This is a genomic window from Ignavibacteria bacterium, from assembly GCA_013177855.1.
GTDB lineage: Bacteria > Bacteroidota > Ignavibacteria > Ch128b > Ch128b > Ch128b.
Genome location: JABLYA010000003.1, coordinates 1 through 17,006 on the forward strand (window position 1 = coordinate 1; position 17,006 = coordinate 17,006).

Consider the following 17,006-nt stretch of genomic DNA (forward strand, 5'->3'; position numbering starts at 1 on the left):
TTAAAAAAAAAGAAGTATTAAAAATATAACCGCCTGGCACACGGCGGTATATAAATAGTGTGCTTAAGTTATTCATGTTATTCATAGCTGACCCCCTCTTGTAGGGATTACACGAGGGTGGTCTTAAAAATATAACTCCTAACCTGCGGAGTATAAACAAAAAGGTTGCTACTGCTGACCTTCGGCGTAGCGTAAAAAAAGAAGGGATGGTTGCAAGACACACAACCTAAAAGAAAAGGTGTCCAGTGGTGCTATATAGAAATATATAGCCATAACCGTGAGGATTCTAGATTACTCACCACTGAAATTGAGGGAAAGACTTGCTTTCTAGGCACGTTATAATCCAGCCAAGTGTGACCCGCACCGTCAAAGAGCTGGTACGTTATGGGGTGAAGCTACACAGGGAGGTAGCAGGGTTTTTATTTTGACGGAACACAACCGTTCAAGAGGTTTGCAGATACATACTACAATCCAGTTACAAAAAAACTGGAGAAAAAGAAGGAAATTAAAAAATACTTCAAAAAAGTAAAGAAAGTACCAATGGATATAAAATTGACATTGGTACACCCAACACCCGAAATAAAGGAGTTGTTTGGGGAAAAAATATTAAAAAGATTTATAGAAGAAGTTATAATATAAACCCTACACAGTTTAGAGGAGTTCTCGTGTAGGGATGTAACATAACCTCTATTTTTTAATAATATAAAATATCAATGTAAAATCTTTAAAAACAAAATAAATGACAGAAAAAAGAATCATTGAATGTCTTGAAGAACGCATGATATTCCACATTTACAGGTACCAGGAGGACGGGTACCCTACATATGTTATCTCCCCGAAAGGGGAGAATATGTATGAGCTCTGGACTTACCCAGATCTCTTCACTGAATACATAGGCGTAAGCCAGGATTTCATTAGGATATTAGAAAAATTTAAAAAAGAAGGCTTCTTAATTAAGGCCTTCTAAATGCATACCCCCATAAGGGCAGGGGGGAAATCCATGAGGGTGCGCCCAAGAACCTCATAATAAAAAACTTAATAAAAACCTTTAAAAAACTTAATAAATATGAATAACACTAACACTATTTTAAAGGTTAAGCGTATTGTAGACGCTTTAACCTTAGAATTATACACTCCATTGAAAAAGGGAGTGTATATAGTAGAACCTTTCTCTACTGAGGCTGTAGTAGAGGAAGATGGAGGACTTCTAAGTAGAAAATTCTTAGAGGTCTATGATAATAAATACGGCCTAGATCTAAACACAAAAACTCAGATTAGATTAGATCTATCTAAGATAATACTGGAAAATGAAGACAAGATTCTCACAAAATGGATGAGAATTTTTGTTGACGGAAAATGGACGGTAAAAAACCTCCGTGTACTAAAAGTACACAATGAAGGTAGCTTGCTATGGGATAATCCTTTTTATGGGGCAATATCCTCATATGAGGATATCCATGAATGGATTGAGTTAGAAGACGGAAAATTCCTCAGAAAATCCTGGGGAAAATATGAGCCCAACCTATTAGTCATTTCTCCTATCCCATATATGGATTGGGAGAGTGTTGAAGGGGTAACCTTTAACCTGCCATTAAAGAAGGTTGAAATTCTTAGAGGGAGATTCTTTACCTCTAAGAAAGGAAGTAAAGTATTTGAAATTTTATCAGGGGATGCTCCTCACCTCCTGATAAAGGATTCGTGGGGGGGAGCATTTGAGAAGTCCAGAGGTGGAGTACTCCCTACCGATGGACTATACTACAGACAAGCCTCTTCCAATGGAGGGGGCCAAGGGAATGACTATGCAGTTGTTCCCAAAGAATGGAAGAAAAAAGTATCTCTAGATGAATTCTAGGGACACTGTATAGAAGAGGAGCTGTACTAAAATGAGTGCAGCTTCTTCTTTTCTACTACTCTATTTTTACAAACACACACACATTTTTTAAAATTAAAATTTAAAAAATAAAAATAATAACCATATTAAGTAATTACCATGAATTTAACTGCTCTTATAAATTCTTAACAACAGAAGATAATATAGAAGTGTTAAAAATATTTAAAAACAAAAAATCTATACATACCTGTGTAATTAGAATAGGTAGTGGAAAAAATACTGACTATGATTGGTGGAATATACTCCACTTACCTACAATATTTGGTGAAACAACTTTTAATGAAAATGGTTGGATGGAGATTGTAATACTGGAATAAGATTATTACTTATCTCTAAAAAATAAAAAATAAGGTGGAAGCGAGCATACCTTAATCACTTGCAAACACAAAAACACAAAAAACCATGTATACTAGAACTGTAAACTACAACGGAGTAATCCGTAAAGAAGTAGTCTTTGAAGCCAAAGTGCTTTCAATCAATCCAAATCCCAGAGAAAACACAAATGGGAAGTTGTATTATGTTTGTACCCTTGAGTTTGAGGATGTAAACGGAAACCTCCAAAAAACTTTTGGGATAATTTATGACTCCAACATACAATACGGAGTAGAACCTGGAGAATTTAAGATGTGTACAGCCAGGCTGGACGAAAATGAGAATGTATACATACAGGTAAGTCATTTGCCTTATGTAGAAGCAAATCTCATCACTCCTGAAGCATTTGGAGATTTGCTGGAAGCTCCTCAACCTGTGGTACAAAAGAAAGCTCCTACCACAAGGGTTAAAAAGTAATTAATCAAAGAAATACCTTCATTTTTAAGTGAACAGCCACTTATGGAATAATTCCCGCAAGGTAAAACTTACGGAATGAAGGTATTTCATATTTAAAGCAAAACACAAAAAACAACCAAAAACCCAAACATTATGCAAATTATCATAGAAATGGTAGATGGTTCTACCAAAGTTATCAATAATAAATTAAAAAAATTAAAAGATGCTTTAGATTTAATTCCTGAGACAGGGGTAAAAAAGAGCATCATAAAGACAGATAAATGGGAATCTATTAAAGAATATCCCGTAAAGAAAATAATCACCACACGCAAAATGTCCAAGCAAGAAAGGCTTGACATGATAAAACTACATAAAAGGGGACTACTATAGTCCCCTTATATTAAATTTAGGTTTTAAACAAACTTAAAAAAGGGAAACAATGGAAGCAAAAATTAATTTACAAGAAAGAGCAAAAGAAGCATTAATACAAAATAACCTAATAGGTACAGTAGTATTACCCACAGGTTCTGGAAAAAGCAAGATTGTATTAGACTTGATAAAACAATTTGACATCAAAGATGTTTTAGTTGTAGTACCAAGAAAGTTATTAGTAAAAAACTGGGAAAAAGAGATTGAGAAATTTTATCCAGAATTAAAAGAAAGAATAGAAATAGACACAATTCAAAGCAAGTACAAATTAGAAATAAAGAAAGACTTGCTAATATTAGATGAAATACACAAAATAGGGGAGAAATACAGTTTAATTCTATCCAACAATTGTAAGAAGATAGGATTAACTGGAACTCCAGATGAAGAGAATGAATTTAAAAAAGAAGTGTTGTATAAAGAAGTACCTATAATTTTCAGGGAAGAGACAAAAAACATAGAGAAGAAAGTTATAAATAAAACAAATGTAATTGTTTTAAAGTACGATTTAACAGATACACCTTTTAAGATAAAAAACATAAACACTACAGAAAAAAAACAATATCAATATTTAGAAAATTATATTGAAGAGATAAAGAAGGAGATCAAAAACAATTACAAAAACGAAGTCTATAGTAGAATAGATAAGACTATAGAAACGTTTAGTAATGGTATACTAAAATTACCTGATGAAGAGATAAACTACATAAAGAATTTAAAGGCATTAGATTTAGATACTCTATTAGCAGTAATAAACAATGCTTTAAACGATCAAACCATAAGTAAATCTCTTCAATACAGATTAAGAGCTATAAAAGGGGTAAATATAAGCTCTTTAGGGATAAAAGCTATAAATTTGCTAAAAAATCCAACAATAGACACAAACACCAAAATATTATTAGGAAAATACATTTGGGCAATAAAGAAAAGAAAGGAAATGTTGTGGATGTTAACAAGTTCAAAAGTTATAGCCAATTACCTAAAGAGAAAGTTATTAGAATCCCAAAACAATAGAGTTTTATTATTCAGCGAGTTAACGTCAAAAGCTAACGAACTATCTCCATACAGAGTACATTCAAAAGTAGGAGATAATATTAAAAAATCAAAAGAGATAAACAATGAGTTGATAGAAAAATTCAATAATGGCGAAATAAGAGAAATAGCTTCATGTTTAAGCATGACTTTAGGCTTAAACTTAGTAGGAGCTAACAATGCCATTATAGAATCATATTCCAGCAGTAACGTAAACTTTGTGCAAAAGAAAGGAAGATTACATAGATTGTTAGTAAATGAAGAAGCCACAATTTATGTAATAGTACCTAAAAACACACAAGCTGAGGTATGGTTTGAAAAGATGATAGCAGGCATTCCATATAAAGAGATATACATCAACAATGAAAATTATAAAGAAAAGATTGATGAATTAGTGGGTATAGCACCCACAGTTCTGTAGTAAGTTTTAAGACCAAAGGTAGAGAGGGTAAAAGCTCTCTACCTTTTTAAAATTGAGCATTATGGACTTTTTAAGGTTAAAGATAGATACATTAAAAAGAAAAAGAGCTTTAGAGCGATTAAATGATATGTATAAAAAAGGGTATAGAGATGCTTTAAATGATTTAGAAGAAGAATTAAAATATTTAGAACAAGACATATTAAACATATCAATATTAAGATATAGATTATTTGAGATAGATGGAGATTTATATAGATTTGGTGAGACTATAGATGACAAAAGAATATTAGTAATAAAATTAGGAGAGCCAATGGTATATAAAATAGTAGAGATATGATAAAAACCTACAAAGTAAATTTAAAACACTTTAAAGAGACCACATTAGATGAGATACATGAAAAAATAAGCAAGATGTCATTTGTATCAATAGATACTGAGACAGAAGGATTTTTCGATTTTAAGAATAAGATAATTTTATTACAGATAGGTAATAAAGATTATCAATTTGTAATAAACTATAAGAATTTAGATTTTTCAGAGATAAACATTATAAAAGATATATTAAAAGAAAAAGTTTTAATTTTTCATAATTCAAAATTTGATTTAAAGTTTTTGTATAATGAAAAATTTGATATAAGATATAACAACATAATAGACACTTTCATATTAGAATCTTTATTAATAGCTGGTGATGAGAATAAGTATAAATTAAGTTTAAAGGAGGTAGCAAAAAAATATTTAGATATAGATTTAGACAAGACAATAAGGGGTAAAATTCACAAAGGAATAGACAAAAGTGTAATAGAATATGCTGCTAATGACATAAAACATTTAGAAGACATAGCTAAAGCTCAATTAAAAATCATAAGAAAGTACAACATGCATGAATTAAGCAAATTAGAATGTAAGTTATCAGGAGTTTTAGCTAAAATGGAATTAAATGGTATAAAACTAGACACAAACAAATGGTTATCTATTTATGATGAAACTTCAAAAAAAGTAAAAGAATTAGAAGATAAGTTAGATGAAGTATTATTAAAGCAAAAATTAAAAGAATTAGATATTTATAAAGCAGTTCAATTAGATTTATTTGATAATAATAGAAATACAATAGTCAACTGGTCATCGAATCCAATAAAATTAGACATATTAAATAAATTAGGATTAAAAGTATCAAATGTAAGCAATAGTACATTAGTAAAGATAAAAAACGAACATGAAATAATTCCATTATTATTAGAGTACAATAAACAAAAGAAAATAGCGACAACATACGGTTTAAATTTCATAAGTTACATTAATCCTATAACAAATAGAGTACATACAAATTTTTGGCAAATATTATCAACAGGTAGGATGAGTAGTAGTGATCCATCTTTATTAAATATACCTACACATGGTGAATTAGCTACTAAAATAAAAAACAGTTTTATAGCTGAGGAAGGGTATACATTAATAGACACGGACTATTCTTCAATGGAATTAAGGATATTAGCTGATTTATCAAAAGATCCACTATGGTTAGATATTTATAAAAAAGATTTAGATTTACATTCCATTTTATGTAGTGAAACCTTTGGTATACCAATAGAAAATGTAAAGGATCCATATCCAAACAAACCAGAATTTAATTATAGACATATTCAAAAAACATTAAATTTTGGGTTAGCTTATGGAATGTCAAAGTACAAACTATCTGAGATATTAGATATAAGTGTAGAAGAAGCTGAAGAGATTATAAATAAGTTTTTCAGTAAAGTACCAAAAGTAAAAGAATTCATAGAAAAATCTGGTGAATTTGGTAAGATACATGGATATTCAAAAACACCTCCACCATATAATAGGAGAAGGTTTTTTGATAATTTTTATAATCAGATAGAAGATGTTTCAAAGTTATCAGAGATTGAGAGAGCATCTAAGAATCATCCAATTCAAGGAGCTAATGCTGATATAACAAAGACAGCATTAATAATGATACAAGAAGAGATAGATAAGAAAGATTTACCAATGAAACTATTATTATCTATTCATGATGCTACATTAGTAGAAGCAAAAGACGAATATTTAGATGAATGTATAGAGATAGTACAAAGAAATATGATAGTTTCTGCTAAGATGGTATTAAAAAATGTAGAGCCAAAAGTAGAAACAGTTACTGGAAAATACTGGAAACATTAACTAAAATAAACTACTATGGAAATAACAATTCCTTTAGAAAAAAAATTAAAGTATAATTTAGATTTAGAGCACTTAGTATTGTTATCTATATTAGTAGATAATAATAAACTAAATTTAAAATTGTTTGACAATTATTTAACTTACCATTATAATAGGGCAAAATACATAAATTTAGTAATGGATTTAGAAAGTTTAAATTTAGTGAAGATTATAGGAGACTTATATGATGATGATTTAAATCCATTATTAAGCTCGATCTTAGTAAGAGCAGAAGGTTTAAAAATATTTCAAGATCAATTAGAAGCTACAAAGATTGAAGAATTAGCTAAAGAGTTAAGAGATTTATTTCCAAGTGGAATAAAATCTGGAGGTTATTATGTTAAAGGAAATTTAAAAGATATAAAATATAAGTTAGTTAAATTTATAAAGAAATATCCAAAGTACGATAAAGATATAATAATAAAGGCCACAAAAAATTATATAGATAGGAAAAGAGCTGAAAATTGGAATATGATAAAAACCATAGAAAATTTCATATTAAAAGATAATACGTCTGTTTTAGCTTCAGAATGTGAAAATTTATTAGAAAACGGGGATGAACCTGATGATTTATGGATGAGAAACATAGTTTAATCTTTGACAGTGTTTATAGAAATTTAGTTACAAACAAAAAACTAAAAGAGGAAGGCAAAGATTTAGTAATACCATGTCCATTCAGTAGATTAAGTAAAGAATGGCCAGGTATTCAACAGGGCAAATATTACTTAATAAGTAGTACACAAAAAGTAGGTAAAACACAAATAACAGATTTTGTATTTGTGTTTAATCCTATAAATTTTGTACTAGATAATGAAACCAACATAAAGTTAAAAATATTTGACTTCAATTTAGAAATGAATAAAGAAGCCAAATATAAACAATTGATGGTACATAGGTATTATTTAAAAACGGGAAACATTTTAAATGTAAGACAATTAGAAAGTATTTACAAAGATTACATTTTACCTGATAAAGTATTAAGATTTATAGAAAAAGAAAGAGATTGGTTTGAAAAATTTGAAAACATAGTAGAGTATATTGATGACATAAGAAATGTTTTTGGTATTTACAAAAGAATAAAAAACTTTTTTGAATCCAATGGTAGATATGAATATAAGACTATTACAATAACAGAAGACAATAAAACTAAAGAAATAAAAGTAATAGATAGATATATACCTAATGATCCAAATTTATTTGTGATCATCAAAGTAGATAATATTAATTTAATAACACCAGAAAGGGGGAGTACGTTATATGAAGACATAGGCAAATTCAGTAGTGAATACATGGTACATGCAAGAAACAGATGGAATGCTATTCCAGTAATAATCCAACAACAAGCCTTACAAAAAGAAGGTAATGATTCAATAAGAATGGGAAGAACTAGACCTTCAGCAGATGGATTAGCTGATAATAAATCCACATCAAAAGATTGTGATGTATTTATGGGAATTTATTCTCCATATAGAGTTGGAGAAAGGTCTTATTTAAATTATGATATAACAAAGTTAAAGGATCACTATAGGAATTTTTATATTGATTTTGATAGAAATGGTAATTCATGTGAAACAAGTTTGTATTTTCATGGAGCTGTTAATTATTTTAGAGAGCTTCCAAGTGCAAGTAAGTTAACTCCAGAAATGTATAATAATATTCACAATTTAGCAAAACCCAAACAAAACTTTTAAAAACAAAAACTATGAGAACTATTAAAGTTAAAACTCAAGAAGTAAGACAAGTGCTTACAGTTAACACAACAGCTATGACTGTTGAAGAATTAAAGAAAGAGTTAGAAAGTCAGTTCAATTTAAATTTAAACAATGCAGGATTTATAGATTACGAAACAGAGACGATGTTTGTAACTAATAACAGTAGATTGCCAAACAAAGATTGTATTTTATTGGTAGTACCTTTGAAGACAAGTTTAGGAGCGAAGAGTTTTAAACTAAAATGTGTAGAAAATAAGAATGGTGTACAAATCAAATACAGTATAGAAGAAGACACTTTAGATGATGCTTATGCCAAACTAAAATCAACAATGTATGAATCATCACAAATAAAAGAAAACACAAATGATTATGTAATGACTGTGACTGTAAAAGACTTAGAAGATAAAGTGAATAAAATAATGGATGAATTAAAAAATAACGTCACTACTACAGTAAACACATATTCAGATTGTGATAGTAATCAACCTAATGAACCTAGTTACAGCAAAGCTGATTATAATGAGGATGTTGATGATCTTGAAGATGATATTGATGATGATGATGATTCTTATTTATGATCGTGATGATTATGAATATAATCCAGACCATAAATTAAATATAGATTAAATATAGGTTAAATAGTAAAGGAGGGATGTAATTAATCCCTCCTTTTTTGTTTATTTTAAAAAATAATTAGCTATGAACATTAAAATATTAAAAGAAAACAAAGAGGATCTTTATGTAAAAACTATATTTTTTAAAACTGACGATATAATAAGAGGATTAGTTGATAAAAGTTTATTTAAAGATGCAGATTCAGATGAATACATAAATAATTTCATTAATAATAATGAATTTACTACTACATTAAAAAATATTATTAGTGATTTATTTATGGATGAATTTGATAAAACTATATCCAATATAAATAGAGATACTAAATCTATACAATTTCTAAAATTAATAACAACATTAAATGCGTTTAAAAAGATTATGTATTTATGCATTAAAAATGTAGTAGATTATGACTTTAATATAATAATAAATTTAGAAGAATATTTAATTAAACAAAATAGTGATGAAGATATTACATTATATGATGAAGAATTTAAAGAATTAGAATCAAGGTATAATACTTTATTTCCTATCCCTATATTAGGGGGTAACTTATGGTTAAGTTTATTGGATGATATTTCACATTATATAAGACACAAGAATTTAATATTTAATTCATTAATTAAAAGCGATAAATTAGTAATACAAGAATTAAAAAAAGTTTTAGATTCTAAATTAGGAAAAGAAGCTTTAGTTTTTGCATCTGAAGATGAAAAAGTTTTAATTTATAAAATAGATACTTTAACTATAGTAGATGTAGATTCAAATAGTATAGATTTAAATAAATTCAATGATTTTAAAGATTTAAATTCTATAAAAGAAGGTAATTTTATTAGAATAAAGGATATATATATATTAGTATACACAGATATATTTAGCAATTTATATTATGACATTAAAGCGAGAGAAACAAATAAATTTAGTTCAGTAGAAATTGTATTCTTTAAAAATAATAAAGGTATTGAATTATTTACTGGTTTAGAGTCACATACCTATATACACCCTCACATGTCTAATTGTGTTTATAAAGTATTTAATAATCTAAGTGGATTTTGTTTAAATAAGTATAACTATATAAAAAATTTAAATATCTTCATAAATAACATAGATGAATTAAAACGAAGGATGCATACTATACTAAACTTTTTACATGTAGAAAGTTATTCAGGAGGACAATATATAAAAACAGAAAATCAGATAAATGAATATAAAAATTCAATCAAAAAGAAAATTGAAGAGAATTTAAATCAGATCTTAAATGATGGTAATTTCAGTTCTATACAAGATATCTATTCAAATAATGAAACACTTATAATAGATTATCTTTTAAATAACATATCTGAAATTGATGAAAATTTGCTTAATATTTTAAATGACAAGTATAACCTTATTTTAAAATCTATAGCAAATTATACAAATGAACTAATATCTATATCAACTTATATAGATATTAATAAAAATGTAAATGAATTAAAATCTAATTTAAATTTATTATACTATTTTTTAATATATATTTTATATAAGCATAAATTAATACCGTTAAATTTAAAATGGATTCCAAATAAAGATGATAACCCAGATAATTTAACTTATTTTAATGAAACAGTTTTAATAAATAATGTATATGATGCACATAATGATAAGTATATAGATTTAGAACAATTAATTAATACAGCAAATGCTATTATAGAAGAGGAATCCAATAAAATGGGTCAAGATTTTATAAATACGGTAAAAAATGAAGTACTTAATGAAATTATTACTCCAGTAATTACCAGTATGAACACATTTATATATAATTTAATATGGAGGTATATAATAAATAATTCAATAAAAAGTATAGATAATGAGATAGAGGTTGATTTTGACAGTTATAAAAGTAAGTTTTGGGCTAAACCAGTAAATTGGTCAAAAGCTATAGATGTATTAAACTCTATAATGGATGAAAGCTATATTACTTCTTTAAGTGACTTTCTAAGTTACAATGATTACATATGTAATAAATCTAATGCTGAAAACGTAAGCTTATTTTTATTAGAATCATTACATTCTTATGCTTACAAAAATAGATATTTTATAAGTTTAAAAAAGCAAAATATTTCTAACAAAGAATTTATTAAATTTAATCCAAAAGAACAATTATTAAAAGCTATTTTACAAGAAAAATTATTAAACATTAAAATTTAAAACTATGAAAAAGCCAGTAATTAAACTAAACAAAAAAGTAGTAAATAAAATTTACATGTTAAACACCGAGTTTCATAATGTAGAATGGTGTGGGATTGTGATTTATAAAATAACAAATGAAAAAAGTATAAATCCATTTAATAACATTACAATAGACGTAATTGACATATATCCAACAAGTAAAGGAACATCAGTTACAGTAAATAGAGATGATACTGTATTACCAAAAGTGTATAAAATTTTTGGTATGGAATGCCTTATAGGTACTATTCATAGTCATAATAATATGGATAGTTTCTTTTCAGAAACTGATGTAAATGATATAAAAACAAATGTTGGTTTATATAGTCAATACTTAAGTATTGTAGTAAATAATAAAATGGATATAAAAGCTAAAATAGCTTTCAATACTATAAAAAGAATAAAAATTAAAGAGTTTATAAAGGATTTAAACGGTAAAATACATAAACAATACAAAAATGAATTAAAAAAGGATGCACATATTATTGATTTAGAAGTAAAAATGGAAACTACACCCGTAGAAGATTGGTTTATCAATGCTATAAATGAAATCAAAACTAAAAGCAATAAAAAAGAAAAAGCATATAAATATAATTATAAAGACTTTTATGATAGAACACAAAAAGAAGAAGATAAGGTAAATCCTGCAAATGATTCAACATTTTCAGAGTATTTTAAAACTATAGATCCATATTTTGATAATAACAGTTATGATTATCCATATCACAATTATGATTTTGATAATGATTTGTGAACTACCCACCCACGCCAGAGGCGATGGGTTGGGCTTCAGGAGTCATCACTCCAACTAATGTTGGCAGTTCGTCCTGATTTTTTAGTCTGTGTTCCCCAGACAAATTAAGAGCAAATGATTTTATGTTACAAGCAGCTAAAATTTCTCTATCGTGTGTAGTTCCACAAGACTTACAAGTCCACTTTCTGTCGGATAGTTTTAAGCCCTTGTTGATTACTCCACAAGAGCAAGTCTTGGAAGATGGTGCAAATTGTCCTATACGTAGGATGTTTTTACCATACCATTCGGCTTTATATTCTAACATAGAGACAAAAGTTGACCAACTTACATCACTAATAGATTGTGCTAAGTTGTGGTTTTTAACCATATTTTTAACTGCTAAAGTTTCAAGTGCTATCGTTTGGTTCTCACGAATTAGTTTAGTTGAAACTTTGTGTAAAAAATCCTTACGTTGGTTAGTCACTTTTTCGTGTAGTAATGCTAACTTTTGTTTAGTACGCTTACCTTTGTGTTTTGAATATTTACGTTGTATATATTTTAATTTACTTTGTGCTTTACGAAGGAATTTAGGATTTTCAAAAACCTCACCTTCTGATGTAACTGCGAAGTCTTTAATTCCTAAGTCGATGCCAATAGTCGTACTTTCGGTTATTGGTGCTTTAGTTGGTATTTCTTCTTTAGTGTCACAAAGTATAGAAACAAAGTATTTACCAGTAGGTGTAACACTTATGGTTGCACTCTTAATTGTACCCTTAATAGGTCGATGTAAAGACATCTTAATACCCTCTTTGAACTTAGGTATTATTAATAAGTTATTCTCAACTTTTACATTCTGTGGAATTGAAAAAGATTGCTTACCTTTATGTTTTGATTTGAACTTAGGAAAACCAGCACCCTTAAAAAACTTCTTAAAGGCAATGTCCATATTATGTATAGCTTGCTGTAAACTTTGTGAGTTTACTTCTTTGAGCCAAGGAAGTTCTTTTTTAAGTTCTGGTAATTGTTTAATTAAATCAAAAGCAGAATAGTTATGTTTAGAACCTAAATATGCAGTTGTTTTTGTTTCTAAGGCTAAATTATACACAAAACGACTACTACCAATATGTTTGGCAATAAGTTCTTTTTGTGGCTCTGTTGGATACAGACGATATTTAAACGCTCGAAACATTAATGCAAATTTATACAAATTTATTGAATTGTCAAAATATTATTTAACATTTCAAAATGTAAGCGTAAAGGAGTGTCGCTTACATCCCATCCACGTAACTTTGTTTTAATGTGTTCACTATTTTAGTACAAATTTCTAATAATTCTTCTTGTGTACACGCTCTTTTAAACCAATTTGCTCTACTTGTTACCCATTGCACATTAGACAACTCATCTTTACCTTTTCTATATTTAGGCAAAATATGGTCAAGTTCTATATCATCATTGAAAGAAATATTATCACCTGTTAAAGCACATTTATAATTTTGTTTTTCAATTAATGATTTTAACTCTTTCCAATATTTAGAAGAACCTAATCGTGTATGAGATATTTTCATTAGATAATGTTTCTCGCAGTAGTTTTTGTTGTTTAGTGTTTCTTTTCCACATTGACAACACAAACTTTTTTCTTTCCATTCGTTGTATTTTTTCTTTCTGTTTTCTGCACGTCTTCTATTACAAGAATTACATCTTAATCCAGTTGCAGGATTAGAACACTCAATACAAAGCCCTTTTGATTTTTGTTCTTCTTGCCACTTACGAACACGCTCTATGTTTTTTACATCTTTTATACTGCAAATATACAATAAAATAATTAAACCACAAAATATATTTTTATAGATGTACGCTAAAACGATGGATGGGTTTTGTGCTCCATATTATAAAAATAATAAACTATGGAATTAAAATTAGAAGATATAAACAAAAATTTCAGAGGTTTAGCTTATTATAACAGTAATAAAATGGAAAATATCCTAATAGGTGGATGTGGTGGTATAGGTAGTAATACAGCATTTAATATTTCAAGAAGTATTAACTGTAATTTATTTTTGGTAGATTTTGATACAGTAGAACCACATAACATAGGATCACAATTTTATACATTAAATAGTGTAGGTAAAACTAAAACTGAAGAACTAAGTTCAATATTAAAAGATTTTACCTTATCACAAATAATTCCTATCACTACTGATATTAAATTTCTACTTACAGTACCACCAATAGTTATAGCTGCTTTTGATAATATTAAAGCTAGAAGAATATTATTTAAAAAGTGGAGGGAAGTAAAAGATAGAGAAATATTTATAGATGGAAGATTACAAGCTACTTATTATGAAATGTACTGTGTAATGCCAGAACAGGAAGATTTCTATGAAGAAACACTATATGATGATTCAAAAGATGCAAAAATAGCTTGTACAGTAAAACAAACAAGTCATTTTGGACAATTATTAGGAGCTAGAATTACACAAGCTTTAACTAATTACCTAACCAATAAAAATTTAGGTATTGATATTAATAAAATTCCTTTTTGTGTAAAAGAATATGGAGATTTATTTAAAATTGATGTTACATGGAAACCTACCAAATAGTAAATTACAAATTAGAAAACTTAAATAAGTATAAAGAACTGCATTCAGAATTTATGAATAATTTACATTTATCACTTGATAAACATTTTATATTTTCACACAATAAGGTATATTTTCTTATGTCTTTATTAATTACAGTATTACACTTAAAAATAAAAAAAGATGATTACATAAAAAAACTTTTGGTAAGAATTAATCTTCAAGAAGATATATCATATAAAAGTATACCATCAAATTTAATTAATCAAGTATTAAGAGTAAACTTTAAAGATAAAAATGATATTGTAATAGCTATAAACGATGTAATAGTTTGTAATATTTTCAGTCCGATAATACCAATTTACTCAATTATTAATGCATATTTATATAATGTTAAAAATAAAAATATAGATATGAATACTAATTTAAATAATTTAGTATTTGGTATAAAGTATATATTAAACTATTACAATGACAGATACAACAATGAAGTAAAAGAACTAAAAACACAGTCATCTGTAGAAATAGCTATAAATAGTCTTAATAAAGAGATTATTAGTAATAGACCATTAATATCTATGTTTTATGCAATTAAAAAATATGTAAATAATAACACAAGTAAAAATATAATAGTAAATGCTACACTTTATGATGTAATAGGTATATTTAATTATATACCAGATAAAGGCACCAATGTTATTTACATAGATATTGATGATAAAATATTAATAAATGAACCTATTTTTAAACAATACATAGCTTACAATAATTTACATATAGATGATGACACAATTGAACTAATGAAAACTTTATTAGTAAAACTTTCACCTAAAAAGCTTACCTTTGTGAACAAAATAAACAAAGCCCAATTTATTAAAGTTAAACCAAAAAACTAAAACTTATGATTTTACCAACAACAAAAGTCCCTCCTAAAATGAAAAGCCCAAGGAGGTTATTTATTTATGCTGCTCCAAAAGTAGGTAAAACTACTGCTGTATCTTTATTAGAAAATAATCTAATATTAGATTTTGAAGGAGGTACAAACTTTATTGAAGCTTTAAAGGTAGAGATTGAATCTCTAAACGACCTTAAAAAAGTATTAGAGGAAGTAAAAAAACAAAAAATAAACTATAAATATGTAACAGTAGACACAGTAACTAAGCTTGAGGAACTATTGATTCCAATGGCAACAAAACTTTACAAAGAATCTCCAGTTGGAATAAATTATACAGGAGATAATGTATTGACTTTACCAAGAGGAGCTGGTTATCTTTATCTAAGAAAAGCTTTTGATATTATTACATCAGCTATAGAATCTACATTTGAAAGAATTATATATGTAGGACATATAAAAGATAAATTCTTAGAAAAAGATGATAAAGAGATAGCTGCTGTAGATATTAACTTAACAGGAAAGTTAAAAGCAAAAGCTTGTGCTGATAGTGATGCTATAGGATTTCTCTATAGAGAAGATAAAAAAGTTATGATCAGCTTTATACCTTCTAACGATCTATCTTATAATAGTGTTATATGTGGAGCAAGACAACCACATTTAGCTAATAAAAGTTTTCCATTAGTAGAAATGGATGAAACTGGGAATTTAATAAGTCATTGGGATAAAATTTTTATTGATTAACTTAAAAATTAAAATTTATGATTACAATTGGAAATGAAAGTTCAAAAATTTACACAGGTTTAGCAGAGTGCAAAGTTGTAACTATTAACCCAACTAAACAAGAATTAAAAGAATTAGGAATTAATTACACTAATGACCCAGAATATCTATCTGCATCTCCAGATGGTAATAAACTCCTTAGATTAGATATTTGGTTGAAAATCTTAAAAACTGGAACACTTACCAAATTATCTATATTTTTGGAAGATGTTACTGCAACATCAAGTAATGAAAAGATTCAATTTATTGATAAAAGGGGAAATGCTATCTATGTAAGTAAAAGAGAAGAATTATCTAATTATGAATGGATAGATTTAAAATCAGCTAGGCCTGCTATTAAGGGTGAAACTAAATTGATTAATTTCCTAAAATCTTGGCTTAAAGTGCCAAAAGATGGAGTAGCTACTATAGATAATATGGATAGTCTTCTAAGAGGTAATGTTAGTGAATTGAAAAAATATGTGGAATTAGCTAAAGACTATAAGATTGTAGTATTGTTAACAGTTAAAAACGGATATCAATCTGTATGGACAGACATGTTTGGTAAATCTGTAGCTAGTGCTCCATTGTTTATTAAAGCTTTGGAAAAATCTGTTAATAAACCAGAATTCCAAAATTCATTTGAATTCAAAGAATTTACTGGTGTACAATATGAAACTAATATGAATGAATCAGAAGCTTCTGAAGATGATGCTAATGAAGAAGATAGCTTAGAAAACATCTGGTAAT

At 27.5% G+C, this 17,006-nt stretch carries 17 protein-coding genes and 1 pseudogene; 16 read left to right on the forward strand and 2 right to left on the reverse strand.

The genetic code is table 11. From position 1 onward, the window contains the following. Positions 1–739 precede the first annotated feature (739 nt). The 12 genes from HPY57_12600 to HPY57_12655 all read left to right on the forward strand — a co-directional run bounded on the left by HPY57_12600 (position 740) and on the right by HPY57_12655 (position 12,044). Positions 740–967, forward strand: a complete 228-nt coding sequence (locus tag HPY57_12600) for a hypothetical protein (GenBank protein NPV12618.1) — start codon at positions 740–742, stop codon at positions 965–967. A 99-nt stretch (positions 968–1,066) separates the two neighbouring features. Next, on the forward strand, positions 1,067–1,852 hold the full coding sequence (locus HPY57_12605) for a hypothetical protein (protein NPV12619.1): 786 nt from the start codon (positions 1,067–1,069) through the stop codon (positions 1,850–1,852). A 441-nt stretch (positions 1,853–2,293) separates the two neighbouring features. Beyond that, on the forward strand, positions 2,294–2,680 hold the full coding sequence (locus tag HPY57_12610) for a hypothetical protein (GenBank protein NPV12620.1): 387 nt from the start codon (positions 2,294–2,296) through the stop codon (positions 2,678–2,680). Positions 2,681–2,812: 132 nt separating this feature from the next. Then, entirely contained in the window at positions 2,813–3,049 is a 237-nt protein-coding gene (locus tag HPY57_12615) for a hypothetical protein (protein ID NPV12621.1), read from the forward strand. A gap of 49 nt (positions 3,050–3,098) precedes the next feature. Further along, on the forward strand, positions 3,099–4,538 hold the full coding sequence (locus HPY57_12620; protein ID NPV12622.1) for a DEAD/DEAH box helicase family protein: 1,440 nt from the start codon (positions 3,099–3,101) through the stop codon (positions 4,536–4,538). A gap of 61 nt (positions 4,539–4,599) precedes the next feature. Then, on the forward strand, positions 4,600–4,875 hold the full coding sequence (locus tag HPY57_12625; GenBank protein ID NPV12623.1) for a hypothetical protein: 276 nt from the start codon (positions 4,600–4,602) through the stop codon (positions 4,873–4,875). Next, positions 4,872–6,716: a hypothetical protein gene (locus HPY57_12630; protein ID NPV12624.1), complete on the forward strand. Its 1,845-nt coding sequence runs from the start codon at positions 4,872–4,874 to the stop codon at positions 6,714–6,716. The genes HPY57_12625 and HPY57_12630 overlap by 4 nt, the downstream gene beginning before the upstream one ends. 15 nt (positions 6,717–6,731) lie before the next feature. Further along, entirely contained in the window at positions 6,732–7,349 is a 618-nt protein-coding gene (locus tag HPY57_12635; GenBank protein ID NPV12625.1) for a hypothetical protein, read from the forward strand. Further along, positions 7,328–8,446 carry a hypothetical protein gene (locus HPY57_12640; protein ID NPV12626.1) on the forward strand — a complete coding sequence of 373 codons (1,119 nt, stop codon included), beginning with the start codon at positions 7,328–7,330 and terminating at the stop codon, positions 8,444–8,446. Before HPY57_12635 ends, HPY57_12640 begins: the two co-directional genes overlap by 22 nt. 11 nt (positions 8,447–8,457) lie before the next feature. Next, positions 8,458–9,045, forward strand: coding sequence for a hypothetical protein (locus HPY57_12645; GenBank protein ID NPV12627.1), 588 nt, complete (start codon positions 8,458–8,460; stop codon positions 9,043–9,045). Positions 9,046–9,166: 121 nt separating this feature from the next. Further along, positions 9,167–11,269 carry a hypothetical protein gene (locus HPY57_12650; protein ID NPV12628.1) on the forward strand — a complete coding sequence of 701 codons (2,103 nt, stop codon included), beginning with the start codon at positions 9,167–9,169 and terminating at the stop codon, positions 11,267–11,269. A gap of 4 nt (positions 11,270–11,273) precedes the next feature. Beyond that, entirely contained in the window at positions 11,274–12,044 is a 771-nt protein-coding gene (locus tag HPY57_12655; GenBank protein NPV12629.1) for a hypothetical protein, read from the forward strand. A 106-nt stretch (positions 12,045–12,150) separates the two neighbouring features. Here the strand turns inward: HPY57_12655 and tnpB are convergent. Next, a pseudogene (gene tnpB / locus HPY57_12660) lies at positions 12,151–13,212 on the reverse strand (IS200/IS605 family element transposase accessory protein TnpB). Positions 13,213–13,291: 79 nt separating this feature from the next. Then, positions 13,292–13,837: a hypothetical protein gene (locus tag HPY57_12665; GenBank protein NPV12630.1), complete on the reverse strand. Its 546-nt coding sequence runs from the start codon at positions 13,835–13,837 to the stop codon at positions 13,292–13,294. A 90-nt stretch (positions 13,838–13,927) separates the two neighbouring features. Between HPY57_12665 and HPY57_12670 the strand changes: the two genes are divergently transcribed. The 4 genes from HPY57_12670 (at position 13,928) to HPY57_12685 (ending at position 17,005) form a co-directional block, all read left to right on the forward strand. Then, on the forward strand, positions 13,928–14,623 hold the full coding sequence (locus HPY57_12670) for a hypothetical protein (GenBank protein NPV12631.1): 696 nt from the start codon (positions 13,928–13,930) through the stop codon (positions 14,621–14,623). A 119-nt stretch (positions 14,624–14,742) separates the two neighbouring features. Continuing rightward, positions 14,743–15,498 (forward strand): hypothetical protein, encoded by a 756-nt coding sequence (locus HPY57_12675; GenBank protein ID NPV12632.1) that lies wholly within the window; start codon positions 14,743–14,745, stop codon positions 15,496–15,498. A gap of 5 nt (positions 15,499–15,503) precedes the next feature. After that, entirely contained in the window at positions 15,504–16,238 is a 735-nt protein-coding gene (locus HPY57_12680; GenBank protein NPV12633.1) for an AAA family ATPase, read from the forward strand. A gap of 17 nt (positions 16,239–16,255) precedes the next feature. After that, positions 16,256–17,005 (forward strand): hypothetical protein, encoded by a 750-nt coding sequence (locus HPY57_12685; protein NPV12634.1) that lies wholly within the window; start codon positions 16,256–16,258, stop codon positions 17,003–17,005. Position 17,006 lies beyond the last annotated feature (1 nt).

Bases quoted from the DNA above. Each gene is read 5' to 3' on its own strand.
- HPY57_12635 (NPV12625.1), top strand. From the start codon at position 6,732: ATGGAAATAACAATTCCTTTAGAAAAAAAATTAAAGTATAATTTAGAT.
- HPY57_12670 (NPV12631.1), top strand. From the start codon at position 13,928: ATGGAATTAAAATTAGAAGATATAAACAAAAATTTCAGAGGTTTAGCT.
- HPY57_12625 (NPV12623.1), top strand. From the start codon at position 4,600: ATGGACTTTTTAAGGTTAAAGATAGATACATTAAAAAGAAAAAGAGCT.
- HPY57_12605 (NPV12619.1), top strand. From the start codon at position 1,067: ATGAATAACACTAACACTATTTTAAAGGTTAAGCGTATTGTAGACGCT.
- HPY57_12650 (NPV12628.1), top strand. From the start codon at position 9,167: ATGAACATTAAAATATTAAAAGAAAACAAAGAGGATCTTTATGTAAAA.
- HPY57_12620 (NPV12622.1), top strand. From the start codon at position 3,099: ATGGAAGCAAAAATTAATTTACAAGAAAGAGCAAAAGAAGCATTAATA.
- HPY57_12655 (NPV12629.1), top strand. From the start codon at position 11,274: ATGAAAAAGCCAGTAATTAAACTAAACAAAAAAGTAGTAAATAAAATT.
- HPY57_12640 (NPV12626.1), top strand. From the start codon at position 7,328: ATGGATGAGAAACATAGTTTAATCTTTGACAGTGTTTATAGAAATTTA.
- HPY57_12615 (NPV12621.1), top strand. From the start codon at position 2,813: ATGCAAATTATCATAGAAATGGTAGATGGTTCTACCAAAGTTATCAAT.
- HPY57_12685 (NPV12634.1), top strand. From the start codon at position 16,256: ATGATTACAATTGGAAATGAAAGTTCAAAAATTTACACAGGTTTAGCA.
- HPY57_12675 (NPV12632.1), top strand. From the start codon at position 14,743: ATGTCTTTATTAATTACAGTATTACACTTAAAAATAAAAAAAGATGAT.
- HPY57_12610 (NPV12620.1), top strand. From the start codon at position 2,294: ATGTATACTAGAACTGTAAACTACAACGGAGTAATCCGTAAAGAAGTA.
- HPY57_12645 (NPV12627.1), top strand. From the start codon at position 8,458: ATGAGAACTATTAAAGTTAAAACTCAAGAAGTAAGACAAGTGCTTACA.
- HPY57_12600 (NPV12618.1), top strand. From the start codon at position 740: ATGACAGAAAAAAGAATCATTGAATGTCTTGAAGAACGCATGATATTC.
- HPY57_12630 (NPV12624.1), top strand. From the start codon at position 4,872: ATGATAAAAACCTACAAAGTAAATTTAAAACACTTTAAAGAGACCACA.
- HPY57_12680 (NPV12633.1), top strand. From the start codon at position 15,504: ATGATTTTACCAACAACAAAAGTCCCTCCTAAAATGAAAAGCCCAAGG.